This window comes from Aurantivibrio infirmus, from assembly GCF_054767315.1.
In genome coordinates this window covers 24,211-41,853 of the sequence record NZ_BAAFSK010000009.1, presented here as the reverse complement: position 1 = coordinate 41,853, position 17,643 = coordinate 24,211, and the positions used below count along the sequence as shown (strand labels likewise).

Genomic DNA, 17,643 nt, shown 5'->3' with positions numbered 1-17,643 from the left:
CCTTTTTCAATATGAGCATCTTAAGTGGTTCTGACGATTATTGGATCAGTTAGTCTAAGTGTGACCAAACCATCGTGGTTTTGAGTGATGTAAAGTGTGACCAGGCCTTCGTGATTCAAGGGTATTGTCAGCGGATCTCTAACAGCGCTATGGGGTACAAATTTATCCAAGATGTGAGGATGAGTCATGTATGCTGGGAAAATCGTTCAGTTTTTAGTTGGAAATCCTCTGAGTGCTAGCTTGAATTTGTAGGGAAAAAGTGTTCCCTGTTTTAACTGGCAAATAATTACAAATATCCAATAGATTCAGTAAGCTATAAATTCCAGGTGTTTCCAGTTATTGTTTAATGCCCATGGATGCCCATCAATCTCTAATTTCATTTAATTCTCCTTCCGAAATTGAAATATCGAGGTGTATTCGCTCTGTATTCTAAATAACTATCACCGTAGTTCTCCTCTAACCACTTCTCTTCGCTAAATGGTGCTATTAAATACCAGAGACTAGTAAGCCCCAACAATGCTAGCGCTTCACTGGATGATATAACAATTCCCAACGCGACAAAGGATATGGCATAACAAACGTACTGAGGGTTTCGGCTGAATCGATACATTCCGGTATTTACAAATCCCATCGCTTCTCCATGCGTATTTTTCCACCCCAAATTTAAAACACCGATTGAACCGAAAGAAAAAAATACAATAAAAATAGGTAGGCTAATATAAAATCGATAGAAAGATGATAAGGACAATGCCCCCCACTGTTCCACTGCCAGCACGAATATGCAAAACAGCATTATCCGCAAGGACCAAAACACTATCCAATATTGCCAAGATCGTGTATTTGGTGGCGGCCATACGGAAACGCCAAAAAATCGTTTACTAGCGATAATGATAAGCAACAAAGAGACATGGACAAATAATCCTGAATAAAAGAAAAACTCGCTCATAGTATTCCAGTTTAATTAGGCTTCTCGTTTCACCCGTTCTCGTCCCGACAATTTTCTTCGGGGAACTCTAGCTCGATGGTCGTGTGTTCAAGTTCGTATGATTTCAGAGACTGAGCAATTTGTTTTTTTAGAGTCAATTGTTCCGGTGGGTTCAATGACGACTTTATTACTAAATGGGCGGTCAACACATGGTGCTCTCCGTCCAGTGACCATAAATGCAAATGATGCACATCGGCTACAACCTCAAACTGTTTTAATTGACGAAACAAATCGCCCCTCAGGTTGTCATTAGGTACACCCTGTAGAAATAGTTTGGCGGTGCTAAATACGTTTTTCAAAACATTAAGCAATATGAACAACGTAAACCCTATAGACAGCAAAGGATCTAAGATTGGCGCCTCGAAAAAAAAGAGAATGATTGCAACCACTAGAACGGCTACCCATCCAAACACATCCTCTAAGAGGTGCCAGTTAAGCACTTTCTCGTTTAGCGTTTTTCCTTTGCGTAGCTTTAATACCGCGAATCCATTCACAGCCACACCCAAAATAGCCAACCAAAACATTCCTTGAACTTCAGGCAGCTGTGGATCAACTAGCCTAGGCAACGCGATGCTTAACACCCATCCAGAACCCACGATGAGTACCAAGCCATTAATGAGTGCACCAAGCAAACTGAAACGACGGTAACCGTAGCTGAACTCTTTGTCCGGTTTTCGTTTACCCACCAAATCCAAAACCCACGCCAAGCCGATGGATAAACTGTCACCCAGGTCGTGTACAGCGTCCGCCATAATGGCAGTGCTGTTGGTGAGGTAGCCGCCTATAAATTCAATGATAGTAAATACTAGGTTTAAGAAAAAAGCCCAGCGAATGCCATCACTTGTGTGGATGTGCGAGTGGTCGTGCATGTGGATTTATGATTCCTTAAAAATGGTATCGATTTCATTCAATGATTTATTTGACACATGTTTTACCTCGTATTCGTTGATAATTCATGGTTTTTGTGAAAGATTCGATACAATGCGGGTAACACGAAAAGCGTCAACAACGTCGAAGAAATGATCCCGCCGATAACCACTGTTGCTAATGGTCGTTGAACTTCGGCACCCGTTCCAGTGTTTAATGCCATGGGTACAAAACCTAATCCAGCGACTAAGGCTGTCATTAATACCGGACGTAAACGAATCATTGCACCATCCATGATCGACGTAGTGAGCTCACCGGTCTCGTGCCACAGTTGGCGAATAAACGCGAGCATTACAAGGCCGTTAAGCACAGCAACGCCTGAAAGTGCAATAAACCCGATACCGGCCGAAATGGACAACGGCATATCACGTAAATACAACGACAACACGCCACCAGTCAGTGCCAGTGGTACACCACTGAAAATAATCAGAGCATCTTTGAGTGAGGAGAACGCTATAACGAGAATCCCCAGAATTACCAACAAAGTAATTGGCACGACAATTGATAAACGTTGGCTGGCAGACTGTAACTGCTCAAACGTCCCGCCATAATCCAACCAATAGCCCGGTGGAATATCGGCTTTTTCGCGAATGCGTGCCTGCACCTCATTTACAAAACTGCCTAGATCACGGCCGCGCACGTTCGTCGTGACGACAATACGACGCTTGCCATTTTCGCGACTGATTTGTGCCGGTGCGGGAGAAATATCCAATGTGGCCACTTCCTCCAAAGGCGCATACTCCCCATTCTTGAGCGGCACGGGTAAAAACTTTAATCGGTCAATATCACGACGGGTGGTCTCAGGCAGACGTACAACCAGTTCAAAACGCCTATCCCCTTCATATATAATGCCCGCCGATTCACCGCCGATGGCAGCAGATACCCAGTCTTGTAATTCCGCAACATTCAAGCCATAACGTCCTAATGCGGTTCGCTTAGGAATGACTGACATTGTCGGCAGTCCCGTTACTTGCTCTACGCGTGCATCTGCAGCGCCATCAATGGAATTTACCACTTGCAAGACATCATTCGCTGTTAAAACAAGCTGATCCAAATCATCTCCGAATATTTTGATGCCAAGATCTGCACGCACTCCGGAAATTAATTCGTTAAAACGCATCTGAATGGGTTGAGTAAATTCGTAATTATTGCCTGGTAGTCCTTCTAATGCGCGCTCCATCTCTTCCACAAGTTCCTCTTTCGTTTTGGTAGAGTCTGGCCATTCGTTTCTAGGTTTTAAAATCACAAAGTTGTCTGCCACATTGGGCGGCATTGGATCTGTTGCCACTTCCGCAGTGCCAATTCGTGCAAATACTTTATCTACCTCTGGGAAAGACTTTATTCTTTGTTCGAGAATTTCTTGCATTTCAACCGCTTGTTCTAGACCGGTACCCGGAATACGCATGGCATGAAGCGCAATGTCACCTTCATTTAATTGCGGAATAAACTCTGATCCCAACGTGGAAGCCAACCACAAGCAAAACAGCACCAACAACGAGGCGAAGCTGACCACAGCCCAACGAAAACTCAATGCGAGTTTTAGCAGTGGTCTATAGGCCAATTTGGTTTTGCTGATCGCAACGCTTTCCTTTTCACTGATTTTCCCGTTCATAAAAACAGCCACAGCGGCAGGTACAACCGTCAGAGAAAGAAACATGGCGGATATCAGGGCCATAACAACCGTCGCGGCCATTGGGTGAAACATTTTCCCTTCCACTCCAGTCAAGGAGAAAATGGGGATGTAGACGATGGCAATAATGGCCACACCAAATAAACTTGGACGAATGACTTCTGAAGTAGCCTCGAAAACCGCATTTAGTCTTTGACGTAAATCTTGGCGCCCACTTTTATGCTGCGATTCGGCAAGTCGTCGAACACAATTTTCTACAATAATCACAGCGCCATCGACAATTAAACCGAAGTCGAGGGCACCAAGACTCATCAAGTTTGCGGATACTCCCGTTTTCACCATGCCGGTAATAGTCATTAGCATCGACAACGGAATCACCATCGCTGTGATCAACGCTGCGCGCAAATTACCCAACAAAAGGAACAGCACGACGATGACTAACAGCGCTCCTTCCATTAGATTTTTGGCAACGGTAGTAATTGCCTTGTCCACCAAAGACGTGCGATCGTAAACTGCTTCAGCTACGACGCCTTCTGGCAAGGATGCTTGGATATCAGCGAGTTTTATAGCAACGTCCTGAGCAACGGTTCGCGAATTTTCACCGATCAGCATCATGGCTGTGCCTAAAACCGTTTCAGTCCCATCCCTGGTTGCCGCGCCCGTACGAAGTTCTTTACCTATTCCAATCTCGGCGACGTCTTTGATCTTTATCGGCACGGTTTCGTGTTCGGTGATAATCACGTTGCCGATATCTTCCATGGTAGCCAGCTGACCAGGAGATCGAACCAACAACTGTTGGCCGTTGCGCTCGATATATCCAGCACCGCGATTGTCGTTATTTGCTTGAAGTGCGATCACCAAGTCTTCAACGCTGACTTTGTAATACAGCAATTGCGCCGGGTCTGGCATCACATGGTATTGCTTGTTGTAACCACCAATACTATTGACTTCAATCACTCCCTTCACTTGCGCTAGTTGAGGTTTGACAATCCAGTCCTGAATTTCACGTAACGCAGTCGCCGTGTAAGGTTCGCCATTGGCCATACGAGCATCTGGATTGGCCTGCACGGTATACATAAAGATTTCACCCAGTCCCGTAGAAATGGGTCCCATCTCTGGTTCAAGCCCGGGAGGCAATGCACTTTTGATGGCGCCAAGCCTAGCGTTAATCAGATTCCGTGCGAAATAAATATCGGTGCCCTCTTCGAACACAACGGTCACCTGAGACAAACCGTATCGTGAAAGTGATCTTGTATAAGAAAGATTGGGCAAACCTGCCAATGCGGTTTCCACCGGATATGTTATCCGCTGTTCCGATTCCAATGGCGAATAACCTGGAGCTGCAGTATTAATTTGTACCTGAACATTGGTGATGTCCGGTACCGCATCAATGGGAAGTTTTTGATAATTCCAAACGCCTACACCCGCGATGACAAAAATAAAACTTAAAATTAGTAAGCGCCTTTCAATAGCAAGGCGCAAAATTGAATCAATCATAACGCACCTCGATTAATGTTCGTGTTCGGCTTCAGATTTTTCGATATCTGCTTTAATCAGATAACTATTTTCGCTGACATATTCATCACCAGATTCAATGCCATCCAGAACTTCATAAAAATGATCATCCTGCTGCCCAAGTAGTAGTGGTTTAAAAACATATTCATCATCTTGCTTGAGAAATACACCTTGTCGGCCACCCAACGATTGCACTGCATCCTTCAGAACAGCGAGTGAAACCGGGAAACTGTTTGTTTCAATTCGAGCCTCCACCAATAAGCCAGGTGACAAATTGTGGACGCTATTTTCAAACTCGACTCGCGCAAGTTGATAAGGAGCATTCAAAGAAGGAATAATATGACTGACTTCGGCCTCGAAACCTACATTGTTGCTGGAGACTATGTTTACCGACTGGCCTTCTTTGACCGAAAGTTGTTGTGCTGGATAAATCTTGAGTTCGGCCCACAGTGTTTCAAAGTTAGCGATAGAAAATAATCGTTGGTTTTGGGTGGCCTCACCAGTATTAGCATGTCTCTCAACAATGCGACCCGATATTGGAGCGCGAATTTTATAGCTTTTGAGACTTTCATTTGACTCCACATCGGCAAGTACGTCCCCCGTTTTAACATAATCACCAATCGTCACGTTGACTGATTTCACCAGTCCTTCAAAACGAGCACGTACATGGCTAACTTGTTCCGGTCCAGAAGCCAACGAGCCATAAACGGATATCGTTTGGTGAAGTTGTTGAGGGCTCGCGAATGCAGTCACTATACCCACCTGTTTAGCCATATCGTCGTCTATACGGCTAGTATTTTCTTCCTCGTGCTCATGTGAGTCCTCTTCACCGTGTCCATGATCATCATGCTCTTCGTGATCTTCTTCATGTTGTTCCGTTTCATCATGTTCGTCATGGCCTTCGTGATTTTCATGTTCGTCCTGATGGTCATGAGCATCTTGAGCGAAGGCAGTGACACCGATGAACATGGCAAACAGAGCTGCGGTTAAAAATAACCAAAATGTTTTCATGCTTTTCATAATCTGTTCCTAGAATTGGGTAACGATACAATTTAAAGCTGACCGAAATCAGTGATCGTGGTTATGTTCGTCGTCATCGTGATCTTCATGCTTTTCTGAGTCATCATGTTCATCATGACCTTCGTGCTTTTCATGTTCGTTCTGATGGTCATGTGATTCTTGTGCGATTGTGGTGACACTGACGATGCTGGCAAACAGCGCTACAGCCAAAAATAACCCAAACGTTTTCATGTGTTTCATAATGTATTCCGTAAATTTTGGTGACAGAACAGTTTAAAAACTGCCTGAAATTATTCATTGTTTTCTGTTAAATCAGACAAAGGTGCTGCCGTGTATTGCTCAATACTGGCGCGCAACGTCAATGCTTGCTTTGCGCTGGCAATCAAATTTTCTTGGGCGTCCACGAGGTCTCTCTGCGCGTTGATCCAATCGGTATATCGATAGCGACCTCGGTCATAGGCATCCGCGGCTTCAACGACGGATTCTTCCAGTAATGGAATCACCGTATCTCGCAATTCGTTTGCCTGCGCGATTGCTTGCTGCTGCTGTTGCGTCAAAGAAAATAAAGTGGATTGCAGTTCTAATAACGCAATGTCTCGCCGCTGTTGAACTTCCAACAAATCCGCTTGTGCGGCCTTGACATTGCCTGAGGATCGCTTGCCAGAAAACAAAGGAATATTCAGTCCAAGAACTAACGCCGTATCACTGGTTTCCTGAAATTGGCGAGCACCCAGTTGCCATTGAATATCAGGGGAACTTTGAGAGCGTGACAATTCCAATTGCGCCTGTCGCACGCCCAGTTCAGTGGCATACACTTCCACGATGGGGTTATTGAGAATAACGGATTGAAAATCGTCGAGATCGACAAGGTCACCCACATCAAAAAGATCTCCAGTAACACCATCGAAATCGATTGCGGTCTGTCCCCACAAGAGCGCCAATTGTGATTTGGCAATAGTGAGTTCCGTCGCAATGGCTTCCCTTTTTCTCAATGCCTTCACATTTTCGGCTTGAGCTCGCAACACATCAGTTCGCATGGAAGCGCCGGCTTGCGAACGCTGCTCAATAGAACGCAGAGTGTTTTCTGCAATCTGTGAGGATTCGTCGGCAATTGCCAGCCTTTCTTGCGCGGCCAACACAGTAATGTAACGTCGAGTCACTTCTGCCAACAGTGCCAATGCTTCGAGCTGCTGCTGCATTTTCAATTGAGTGTGCTTGGCATTAGTGACGGCAACCCGTGCGCGCTTTTTATTACCAAGTTCAATGAAAGAAGATAATGCCACGGTAGTTTCGGCCTGATCGACGCCAGAAAAATTTCCACTGCCTGCGACATTTTCAATTTCAACAGCGAGTTCTAATGCAGGGGCAAGATTCGCTGATTCTTGCAAACCCGCTACGCCCAATAAACGGGTGGCGTAAAGTTGCAACTCTGGGTTGTTGTTAAGTGTTTTCTTTACAACTTCATCTAATGTCAACGATAGCTTTGACTCCTGCGCCTGCGCTGAAACCCCAGAGCTTGCGACTAAAAAAATCAAAACTAACTGAAGACATCGCTCTCGCATAGGAGCGAACAAGAAAGTACACATAAGTGACTACCTTCGGTTAAAAACGAAAAAAGAGAGTTAAAACAAAATTTTTGAGGTGGTTATGCCCGCGGAGGACGGAACGAGGACTCGATAGGAGAGAGATATTCTTCTCGGTGATAGAAGTCTTGAAGAGAAATGGAAACGGGTTTTACGATCAGCAAATGATCGGTTAATACCATAACGACATGAACGCCATGACAATGGCAGCAATGATGGCAGTCTAACAATGAATCACTTGGCTCAATGTCTTCATGCAGAGCGAGGGGCTCATCAATTTGATGATCATGGAAATTGAGGTCGTCGCTTAATTCTGTGTGGTGGTAATTTTTAAGCTCAAGGCTGCTGCTAAGCTCATGGCTGTGTTCAAACGTTAGATGATCAGAGCCGCTTTGATGAGTTTGATGGATATCCGCTAAAGCGCTCACAGACTGCACAAAGAATATAAGCAAAAGCACAATACTTAAGCTTAGTTTCAATGGCCTGATTGGCGTTGTCGAGCGATTCATATTCATGACAATGGATTCTAATATGTATAGTAACTATAGAGTCAAATTTTTTATTGGTCGATGATGTAGACCACAAAATTTCACCCTGATTCCAGCTTCTGGTTGACTCTATACCCACTATAGGGTTTAAGCTGGGAATAGTTCTCATTTGCACTAATCCTACGCCATAAGTGAGTTGGCCGACAGTGAAATTTCAAAAATTACTTAAACATTTATGCACCAGTGCTTGGTTTGCCGTTGTTTTGAGCCTGTCAGCAACCCCAGCCGTGGCCCTGGATTCAACTGAATTACGCCAATTGATGCAGCTTGCCGAGTACATTGGCGTTGATTACATCGAAGCTGTGGATGATGGCGAAGTCATCAATAGCGATGAGTACCAGGAGATGGAGGAATTTTCTCAGTTAATCCTGGACCGCGCCGAAGGCATTGAGGAGCCGAGCGCCCAGGCAATTCTCGCTGCCGCAGATAGGTTGGTATCAGCCATCCAAGACAAACAAGATTTACCCAACATCCAATCATTAACCAATGAACTTCGACGGCTACTGTTGGAGATATCACCCGGCCTATCATTGCCCCGTGAACTAACCGAACCCGCGATTGTTCAAGAGCTTTTCAGCACGCTATGCGTGAGTTGCCACGGCGAAAACGGCCAAGGCGATGGCCTGTTGGCAGAAAATCTCAACCCGCCTCCAACGGATTTCACAGATCACGAACGCGCTATGAGCCGTTCAATACTTGGTTTGTACGATGCTATTAGCAACGGCATTGATGGCACGGCCATGACGCCCTACCCGCAATTGAGTGATCAACAACGCTGGTCCTTGGCATTTTACTTAGGCCGCTTGGCGTTCAATGACACAGAAAATGATGTCCAACCATCAATTGGTTTAGAGCAATGGATTAATTACAGTCCCAATGCGCTACTGGCCCAACACCCTTCTTTAGATGCCAACGATATCAACGCACATCGTTCGCAACCCGAATTATTTTTCCAAGCTCCCAGCAACCCCTTACAAATCTCACGGTCGCGATTACAAGCGTCACAAAGTGCCTACCATCAAGGCAATTTAGATTCCGCTCATAAGTTGGCCGTCAGCGCCTATTTGGATGGATTTGAATTAGTAGAAAACAGTTTGGATGCCAGAAGCGTTGAGCTTCGGCGAGAAATTGAAGCGAGTTTAATGGGGTTTCGACAAGTTGTTTCCAAGCCTGAAAATGGTTCAAGGGTGGACGATGCTTTAACTCAAGCCTTGGAACAACTACAACGCGCAGAACAATTACTCTCGGAAGAATCACTGTCTTCGAGCACGTTGTTTAGCGTTAGCTTAGTGATTTTATTACGTGAAGGGCTGGAAGCACTTTTGGTGATCATTGCATTGGTCGCCGTCTTAATTCGCACCGAAAGAAAAGACGCCGTTGCTTATGTTCACGCCGGATGGATTATTGCACTGGTAGCCGGTGCAGGCACCTGGATTGCAGCACAAACCTTAATAAATATTAGCGGTGCAAGCCGAGAGATAATGGAAGGTGTGGCCGCGCTACTCGCAGCAGTGGTGTTGTTTTATGTGGGCTTTTGGATGCACAGTAAAACCAATGCAGTTCAATGGCAGGCTTATATTAAGCGCAGTATCGACCACAATTTAAAAACCGGCACTCTGTGGGGCATCGCAGGCCTTTCATTCGTTGCGGTTTACCGTGAAGTGTTTGAAACGGTTTTATTTTATCAATCGCTTTTAACCCAAGCCGAGACCAGCCAACTGAGCGTTGTTTTTGGCGGTTTTATTGCTGGCGTAATTTTATTGGCGATCATCGCCTGGATAATGATTCGTTATTCGTTCCGCTTACCCATTGGCCGTTTTTTCTCGATAACAACGTATTTGTTATTAGTGCTCTCATTCATTCTAATGGGAAAAGCCGTTACCGCTTTACAAGAGGCGGCTCTCATCAGCGCCACACCGCTTCCCTGGCGAATTGAATTTGATTGGCTGGGCATTCACTCTACATGGCAAAGCCTATCGGCGCAGTTGCTTGTACTCCTATTGTCAGGTTTTATGTTATTACAAACACGGATGCAAACAGACTCTGCGGAGGCAGCTCAATAAATGCGAAGTCACCAACGTAAAAGTGACTATGCTTTGAGTCCTTGCAAAATGCCGCAGTCCTTAACGGCTTTTGCTCCGCCGCAATTAAGGCGTAATAACTTTAATTGTGATTTTAAATTGCGCAGTGCTTTGATTCGGGTATCGACCTGCTGGATATGGGCATCCACCATGGTGCTGACATCATCGCAACATGCGTCCGGAGACTTTTGAAGGTTCAACAATTGCCGAACCTCTTCCAAAGTTAAATCGAGTTCTCGACAGTGCTTGATGAACAATAGTTGCTCCAAAGCCTCTGAACTGTACAAACGAAAGTTGCCCTCGCTTCTTTTTGGCTTTGAAAGCAGGCCTTCTTTTTCATAGTAACGAATGGTCTGGATGCTACAGTTGGATCGCTGCGCCAAATCACCAATTTTCATCAATAACTCCGAGCTTGACTCTATAGTTACTCTAGAGTCTAAACTCATTTAAGATCGGATAAAATAGTTATTTTCGATATAGGAGCCTCCCCTTGAGCGATTGTGGTTGTTCGGTAGAAATTAAAGACCAGAGCCAAAAACAAGTGCTGTATTGGCTGTTGGGCATCAATGGTTTGATGTTCCTTGTGGAAATTGTCGTGGGAATCATGGCGGACTCCACCGCCTTGATCGCCGACTCCATGGATATGCTGGCAGATGCAATTGTCTATGTAATTGGCCTTTACGCTGTGGGGCGCGCCGTATCAAAAAAAGCGAAAGCAGCGCAACTCAGTGGCTATTTCCAAGCCACACTGGGCAGTTTAATTTTGCTGGATATTATCCGTCGTATTTTTACTGGCAGCGAACCGGTGTCAATTTTAATGATGGGCATGGGTAGTGTTGCTTTGGTCGCAAATGTCGTCTGCCTTTTTCTGATTCAAAAACACAAGGAAGGCGATGTACACATGCGAGCAAGTTGGATATTTTCAGCTAACGACGTAATTGCGAACGCTGGTGTAATTCTTGGTGGGTTTTTGGTGATGTGGTGGCAAACGCGTTGGCCCGACATAGTTATCGGCGTGATTATTTCTGTACTGATACTTCGCGGTGCGAGAATGATTTTAAAAGATGCTACGACCGAACTAGAAACCTTCTAAGATACTGATTAAGCCTCAATTCCTTTCTTACGTGAATCTTCATTCAATAACTGCATTAACTGCATTAACTGCATTAACTGCATTGGCGTGGCCGTTAGCACTCTAAATCAGCCACTACCGCTGAGATTAATACAAAACTAGCCCGAATGGGAAATGGTGTGCGCAATGATAGTCCTTCTGGAAACGATTGCGCCGTTTTCTTTTCCTTAGCAATTAGCTTTGTCGCCTCGGTTTCGTTATTTTACATTACTGGGGTTCTTCTCCTACTCACCACACACTATCGACAAGATATTAAAAAACCATTTCAAGAAAGACAAAATATAGAATTGACTATTTTTTAAACTTAAACCGTGGGTGTTGGACAAAACGTTCTACTTTTTAGGTGGAAAACCGCGGACCGATCGTTTGACTTCGTTGAGAGCGTTCGTTCACTGTTTTAATAGGTTGTAGATTACAAATGTTCAATAAAATCAGCAAGTTAAAAATATTGTCTGTTTCCAGTTATAGTCGGACACCCAAAAACAAACTGCTAATTTAAAGCACTTCTACGAGCAATTTCATCGTTAAATTCGCCCCTGAATTCAATCGGTGAACGCCACTCAAGACTCCGCATCGCCGACAGATTGAACAGAAATCAGCTTTAGATGCCCTCTATACAGGATTGGGCTAAAAGATCCTTACTTTCTTTGAATATATATGAGCAAAACTGGCTAACGTCCTGTATATTAGCGGCCAATTTTTTAACCCTGTCCTGTTGAGAGCACCATGACTGACCTATCTCTGTATCGAAACATTGGTATCTTCGCTCACGTTGATGCCGGAAAAACCACTACAACCGAACGTATTCTAAAGCTGACGGGTAATATCCATAAAATCGGTGAGGTTCACGAAGGTGAATCCACAACTGACTTCATGGAGCAAGAAGCCGAGCGCGGAATTACTATCCAGTCAGCGGCCGTTAGCTGTTTCTGGAAAGGCACTCGCTTTAACGTTATCGACACCCCTGGGCACGTTGACTTCACTGTAGAGGTTTATCGTTCATTGAAGGTTCTTGATGGCGGTGTGGGTGTATTTTGTGGTTCTGGTGGTGTTGAGCCTCAGTCTGAAACAAACTGGCGCTACGCGAATGAGTCGAAAGTATCTCGTTTGATCTTCGTGAATAAGCTAGATCGCGTTGGCGCGGACTTTTTGAAGGTTACGGCGCAGATCAAGAAAGTGTTGGGTGCAAACCCCTTGATTATGACTTTGCCCATCGGCATCGAAGATGATTTTGTCGGCGTTGTCGATCTGTTGAGCAACCAAGCTTACGTTTGGGATGAAACTGGCCAACCAGAAAATTACGAAGTGACCGACGTACCAGCCGATATGGTTGATACTGTTGCAAAATACCGCGAGCAGCTGATTGAATCGGCGCTTGAGATGGATGACGATTTATTAATGGCTTATATGGAAGGTGAAGAACCTTCTGTTGATGACATTAAACGTTGTATTCGGAAAGGAACGCTAGAGCTCGAGTTCTTCCCTACTTACTGCGGCTCAGCATTTAAAAACAAAGGTATGCAACTCCTACTGGATGCGATTGTTGATTATTTGCCAGCGCCTCAAGAAGTTAATCCGCAGCCCTTAACTGATGAAGAAGGTAATCCTAACGGAGAGTACGCTATTGTTTCTGCCGACGAGCCTTTGCGTGCTTTAGCATTTAAAATTACCGACGACCGCTTTGGTGCCCTCACCTTCGTGCGTATTTATTCAGGTAAATTAAATAAGGGTGACACCATTCTTAATTCCTTTACTGGAAAAACTGAACGTGTTGGCCGCATGGTAGAAATGCAGGCCGATGATCGTAACGAACTAAGTAGTGCGCAAGCCGGAGACATTATCGCTATCGTCGGCATGAAAAATGTTCAAACAGGTCACACTCTTTGCGATCCGAAACACGAATGTACGCTTGAAGCGATGGTATTCCCTGAGCCTGTAATCTCAATTTCTGTGACGCCAAAAGACAAAGGCTCAACAGAAAAAATGGGTATTGCGATCGGCAAAATGGTTGCGGAAGATCCAACTTTCCGTGTTGAAACTGATGTGGATTCAGGTGAAACCATCCTTAAAGGAATGGGCGAGTTGCACTTGGATATTAAGGTCGACATTCTAAAGCGTACTTACGGTATTGAATTAGAAGTTGGACAACCGCAAGTTGCTTACCGCGAAACTATTACGCAAAAAATCGAAGATAGTTATACACACAAGAAGCAATCGGGTGGTTCTGGTCAGTACGGTAAAATTGATTACACCATGGAACCAGGTGAACCTAATACAGGCTTTACCTTCTCTTCTACAGTTGTTGGTGGAAACGTTCCGAAGGAATTTTTCCCTGCTATTGAGAAAGGTTTCGCAACTATGATGGAAGAAGGCCCCTTGGCGGGTTTTCCCGTTCTAGATGTTGCGGTTAATCTTTATGATGGTGGTTTCCATGCTGTTGACTCATCGGCGATTGCGTTTGAAATCGCCGCGAAAGGTGCGTTCCGTCAATCGATGCCTAAGGCTGGCCCGCAAATACTTGAACCAATCATGAAAGTTGATGTGTACAGCCCAGAAGATCATGTTGGTGATGTTATCGGTGATTTGAACCGCCGTAGAGGTATGATCTCTGATCAAGAACCTTCATCAACTGGTGTGCGTATTAAAGCGAATGTACCGCTTGCAGAAATGTTCGGTTACATCAGCACATTACGTACGATGACCTCTGGTCGTGGTCAATTCTCGATGGAATTTTCTCACTACTCAGCGTGCCCAAACAATGTGGCTGATGAGGTAATTGCAAAAGCGAAAGAGAAAAAAGCCGCAGCCGCTAAGTAATTTCCGACTTGCTGAACGTTTAAAAGCCCTGCCAGTGAAGACTGGCAGGGCTTTTTTATTAGTAGCTTGTTATTTATCGGTTTTATTTGCAATTTGTGTCGACGGAATTTTGGGGTCGACATTTAGCGATGAGTTTTGTTGAACACTTATTCGACAATAATTCTTAGTTTTAGTTATGTTGTTTCAGAAAATTCTTCGGTATCAATTTCTAGCTGAGTTTTTTCGTTGTAGCGTGATCCATGAACGGTATTTTGATTAATAATATTTTCAATTTTAACAATAAGATCAGCATCAAGTTTCACATTCGCTGCGAGGCAATTTTCACGCAAATGTTCGATACGTGTTGTCCCGGGAATTACGTTTAAGTTTTCATCCGTATGTAACAACCAAGCAAGAGCCAGCTGAGACATGCTGCAGTTTGCTTGATTGGCTAAATCTCTACAATTTTCAAGTAAGGCTAAATTTTTTGCCAAGTTAGGCTCTTGGAAGCGAGGCATGTTGTTCCGTAAATCTTTTTCGAGAAAGTTTGCTGGGCTTTGTAATGTTCCGGTGAGCGCCCCTCTTCCCAGAGGCGAAAATGCAACGAAGGCTGTACCTAATGCTTTGCATGTGTCGAGAATATTTATTTCGGGGTTTCGCGTCCATAAAGAATATTCAGTCTGTACGGCGGCAATCGGATGAACGGAATGTGCTAAGCGCAGCGTTTGCGCTGACACTTCTGATAAACCTATATTTTTAATCTTTCCTTCTTGAACCAAAGCTTTTAAAGCGCCAACACTTTCTTCGATGGGAACGCTTTTATCCCAACGATGCAAATAATAAAGATCAATAACGTCTGTTTGTAGACGTTGCAATGAGCCTTCACAAGCGCGTTTTATCGCTTCCGGCCGGCCATCGACTTTACGCGTTAACTCTGGTGTTGTTAAACCACATTTGCTGGCTAACAATATATCGTTACGAAATGGTTTAACCGCTTTCCCGACCAGACTTTCGTTACTGCCGAAGCCATACAGAATGGCGGTATCAAAATGATTAACGCCTAAGTCAAACGCGTTTTGAATTAATTTTATACCTTCCTTTTCGCTTAATGGATTGCCGTAGGCGTGGCTCAGGTTCATGCAGCCGAGGCCAATAGCGTTAACGTCGTGTCCGGCTAGAGATCGTTGACTCATCGATATAGCTATCCCATTGTTTCTTCGAGTTGATTCAATATTTCATAGCATGCGAGTACGCTCGCTACGCTTGAGTTGGGCTCCCTTCCCTCTTTTATCGCAGAGAAAAACTCCCTATCTTGCAATTCAATACCATTCATTGACACGTCTACTTGGCTGACATCTATCGCTTCTTCTTTACCATTCACTAAGTCGTCGTAACGCGCTATGTAAGTTCCGTTATCGCAAATGTAGCGGAAGAAAGTTCCTAGTGGGCCGTCATTATTGAAAGATAGTGACAAGGTGCAAATTTTTCCCGATGTTGTTTTTAATTGAATAGACATATCTAAGGCAATGCCAAGTTCTGGATGTATCGGCCCTTCAACTGCGTTGGCAACTACAACTTTTTCCCCGGTTTGATATTGGAAAAGATCGACGGTATGTGCAGCATGATGCCAAAGTAAATGGTCGGTCCAAGAGCGGGGTTCGCCTTTTGCGTTAATATTCTTGCGCCGAAAGAAATAAGTTTGCACATCCATTTGTTGAATACTTATTTCACCAGCGGCAATGCGTTTTTGAACCCATTGATGAGAAGGGTTAAAACGGCGTGTGTGCCCGACCATGCAGACTAAACCGGTTTCTCGTTGTTTTTTTGCAACAGCTTGCGAATCTTGCCAATTATCAGCGAGAGGAATTTCCACCTGAACATGTTTGCCCGCATCCATACACTGAATGGACTGCTCAGCATGTAATTGTGTTGGGGTACACAAAATAACTGATTCCACTTCCGGTTGTCTCAATGCTTCAGCAAGATCAGTCGTTACGTGAGGAATATTATATTGCTTAGCAACTTCTTGTGTTTTATCTAAGCTGCGCCCTACTAAAGAAACGACCTCTACACCGTCGATATTCTTTATTCCGTCTAAATGCTTTATGCCAAAGGCGCCTGCGCCTGCTAATGCAACTTTCATGTTTTCCTCACTATTTTTTCGGATTGACAATTTTTCTATATCAATTGTTATTTGTTCTCAAGAATTAAATGGCCTACTGCCGTATTCGATGCTGGTACATGATAAAAACGATGGCGGCAATTAACGTTTTCGTTGAGCGCACCACGCATAATTAACCACATAACCAACTCGATACCTTCCGAACCCGCTTCGCGTACGTAATCAATATGCGGTACTTTTGATAAACCCTCAGGATCATCGATAAGACGATCCAAGAATTGGTTGTCAAATTCTTTATTAATTAAACCGGCTCGAGGACCTTGTAATTGATGACTCATGCCACCCGTACCCCAAATCTGGACGTTTAAATCTTCATCAAAACTTTCAACAGCTTTGCGAATTGCTTGCCCTAACATATAACAACGTCGGCCACTGGGTGGTGGGTACTGGACTACATTAACGGCGAACGGAATGACCTTACAGGGCCATTCTTCTGCTTGGCCAAACATGACTGATAATGGGACTGTTAAGCCGTGGTCAACGTCCATGGTATTTACCATGGTGAGATCAAAATCATCCTGAATGATGGATTGTGTCATGTGCCAAGCCAAATCCGGATGACCGATAACGTCTGGCACGGGGCGCGGTCCCCAACCTTCATCGGCAGGCTTATATCGATCGCCCACTCCAATCGCGAAGGTGGGAATCAAATCTAAACTGAAAGCACTGGCGTGATCGTTGTAAACCAGAAATACCACGTCAGGTTTTTCTTCGGCTATCCATTTTTTTGAAAAATCGTAACCCGCGAAAACGGGGCGCCAATAATCATCTTGAGCATTACCGTTGTCTAAGGCGGCACCAATTGCCGGTACGTGTGATGTTGCTACACCTGCTGTGATTCTAGCCATAATTTTTATTTAGCCTCATCTTTAAATCGGTTGCCTTCCACAGAACGGCCACCGTTAATCATCATCTGTTTATATTCTTCCACCGACATCCCGGTCATAGTCGATGCAGCATCCTGAAAACTGATACCATCACTTGAAAATATTTTTGCGAGAAAGTAGATATTCCCGCCGAGAGAAATCATTTGATTGTAATCTCGATTTAACACGCCTTGTTTTTGCTCTTCATCCATCGGCCACTGATCAAGGTAAGCCCGTTCATCGGCTTTAAACTTTTCGCGGTTTTCTGCTTTCATTAAAGACATGCAAAATTGATTCAGGTGATAGCCTTTGCGGGACATTTCTGCATCAAAAATAGTCGTGCCCGGTACATTAGCGTAGGGTTTATCAAGTGCCATT

Annotated in this window: 15 protein-coding genes; 3 read left to right on the top strand and 12 right to left on the bottom strand. The window is 44.5% G+C overall.

Annotated elements, in window-relative coordinates; all coding sequences use genetic code 11:
* Window positions 1-376 precede the first annotated feature (376 nt).
* The 7 genes from ACYUCY_RS17900 to ACYUCY_RS17870 all read right to left on the bottom strand — a co-directional run bounded on the left by ACYUCY_RS17900 (window position 377) and on the right by ACYUCY_RS17870 (window position 8,175).
* On the bottom strand, window positions 377-946 hold the full coding sequence (locus tag ACYUCY_RS17900; RefSeq protein WP_460227904.1) for a methyltransferase family protein: 570 nt from the start codon (window positions 944-946) through the stop codon (window positions 377-379).
* A gap of 29 nt (window positions 947-975) precedes the next feature.
* Window positions 976-1,854, bottom strand: a complete 879-nt coding sequence (locus ACYUCY_RS17895; protein WP_460227903.1) for a cation diffusion facilitator family transporter — start codon at window positions 1,852-1,854, stop codon at window positions 976-978.
* A 62-nt stretch (window positions 1,855-1,916) separates the two neighbouring features.
* Window positions 1,917-5,039 (bottom strand): efflux RND transporter permease subunit, encoded by a 3,123-nt coding sequence (locus tag ACYUCY_RS17890; RefSeq protein ID WP_460227902.1) that lies wholly within the window; start codon window positions 5,037-5,039, stop codon window positions 1,917-1,919.
* Window positions 5,040-5,051: 12 nt separating this feature from the next.
* Complete coding sequence (locus ACYUCY_RS17885) at window positions 5,052-6,077, bottom strand: efflux RND transporter periplasmic adaptor subunit (protein ID WP_460227901.1); 1,026 nt, start codon at window positions 6,075-6,077, stop codon at window positions 5,052-5,054.
* A 48-nt stretch (window positions 6,078-6,125) separates the two neighbouring features.
* Window positions 6,126-6,317 (bottom strand): hypothetical protein, encoded by a 192-nt coding sequence (locus tag ACYUCY_RS17880; RefSeq protein WP_460227900.1) that lies wholly within the window; start codon window positions 6,315-6,317, stop codon window positions 6,126-6,128.
* A gap of 50 nt (window positions 6,318-6,367) precedes the next feature.
* Window positions 6,368-7,552, bottom strand: coding sequence for a TolC family protein (locus ACYUCY_RS17875; RefSeq protein ID WP_460227899.1), 1,185 nt, complete (start codon window positions 7,550-7,552; stop codon window positions 6,368-6,370).
* A 170-nt stretch (window positions 7,553-7,722) separates the two neighbouring features.
* Window positions 7,723-8,175 carry a hypothetical protein gene (locus ACYUCY_RS17870; RefSeq protein WP_460227898.1) on the bottom strand — a complete coding sequence of 151 codons (453 nt, stop codon included), beginning with the start codon at window positions 8,173-8,175 and terminating at the stop codon, window positions 7,723-7,725.
* Between the two features lie 179 nt (window positions 8,176-8,354).
* On the opposite strand from ACYUCY_RS17870, the gene ACYUCY_RS17865 reads away from it, so the two are divergent.
* On the top strand, window positions 8,355-10,271 hold the full coding sequence (locus tag ACYUCY_RS17865; protein WP_460227897.1) for a cytochrome c/FTR1 family iron permease: 1,917 nt from the start codon (window positions 8,355-8,357) through the stop codon (window positions 10,269-10,271).
* A 26-nt stretch (window positions 10,272-10,297) separates the two neighbouring features.
* Here the strand turns inward: ACYUCY_RS17865 and cadR are convergent, their stop codons facing one another.
* Window positions 10,298-10,687, bottom strand: a complete 390-nt coding sequence (gene cadR, locus ACYUCY_RS17860) for a Cd(II)/Pb(II)-responsive transcriptional regulator (RefSeq protein ID WP_460227896.1) — start codon at window positions 10,685-10,687, stop codon at window positions 10,298-10,300.
* A 92-nt stretch (window positions 10,688-10,779) separates the two neighbouring features.
* Here cadR and ACYUCY_RS17855 point away from each other — a divergent pair, with 92 nt between their 5' ends.
* A complete protein-coding gene (locus ACYUCY_RS17855; protein WP_460227895.1) occupies window positions 10,780-11,382 on the top strand; it encodes a cation diffusion facilitator family transporter in 603 nt (200 codons plus the stop codon).
* A gap of 765 nt (window positions 11,383-12,147) precedes the next feature.
* A complete protein-coding gene (gene fusA / locus ACYUCY_RS17850; RefSeq protein ID WP_460227894.1) occupies window positions 12,148-14,238 on the top strand; it encodes an elongation factor G in 2,091 nt (696 codons plus the stop codon).
* 173 nt (window positions 14,239-14,411) lie between these two features.
* Here fusA and ACYUCY_RS17845 read toward each other — a convergent pair whose 3' ends face one another.
* From ACYUCY_RS17845 to ligA, 4 genes are read right to left on the bottom strand one after another with little or no spacing between them, the layout of a single operon-like run.
* The gene (locus ACYUCY_RS17845) at window positions 14,412-15,410 is read right to left on the bottom strand and encodes an aldo/keto reductase (protein WP_460227893.1); all 999 of its coding nucleotides are present in this window, start codon (window positions 15,408-15,410) and stop codon (window positions 14,412-14,414) included.
* Between the two features lie 8 nt (window positions 15,411-15,418).
* Window positions 15,419-16,360: a Gfo/Idh/MocA family oxidoreductase gene (locus ACYUCY_RS17840; RefSeq protein WP_460227892.1), complete on the bottom strand. Its 942-nt coding sequence runs from the start codon at window positions 16,358-16,360 to the stop codon at window positions 15,419-15,421.
* Between the two features lie 47 nt (window positions 16,361-16,407).
* Complete coding sequence (locus ACYUCY_RS17835; RefSeq protein ID WP_460227891.1) at window positions 16,408-17,247, bottom strand: class III extradiol dioxygenase subunit beta; 840 nt, start codon at window positions 17,245-17,247, stop codon at window positions 16,408-16,410.
* Between the two features lie 5 nt (window positions 17,248-17,252).
* Window positions 17,253-17,642 (bottom strand): protocatechuate 4,5-dioxygenase subunit alpha, encoded by a 390-nt coding sequence (ligA, locus tag ACYUCY_RS17830; RefSeq protein WP_460227890.1) that lies wholly within the window; start codon window positions 17,640-17,642, stop codon window positions 17,253-17,255.
* Between the last annotated feature and the right edge of the window lies 1 nt (window position 17,643).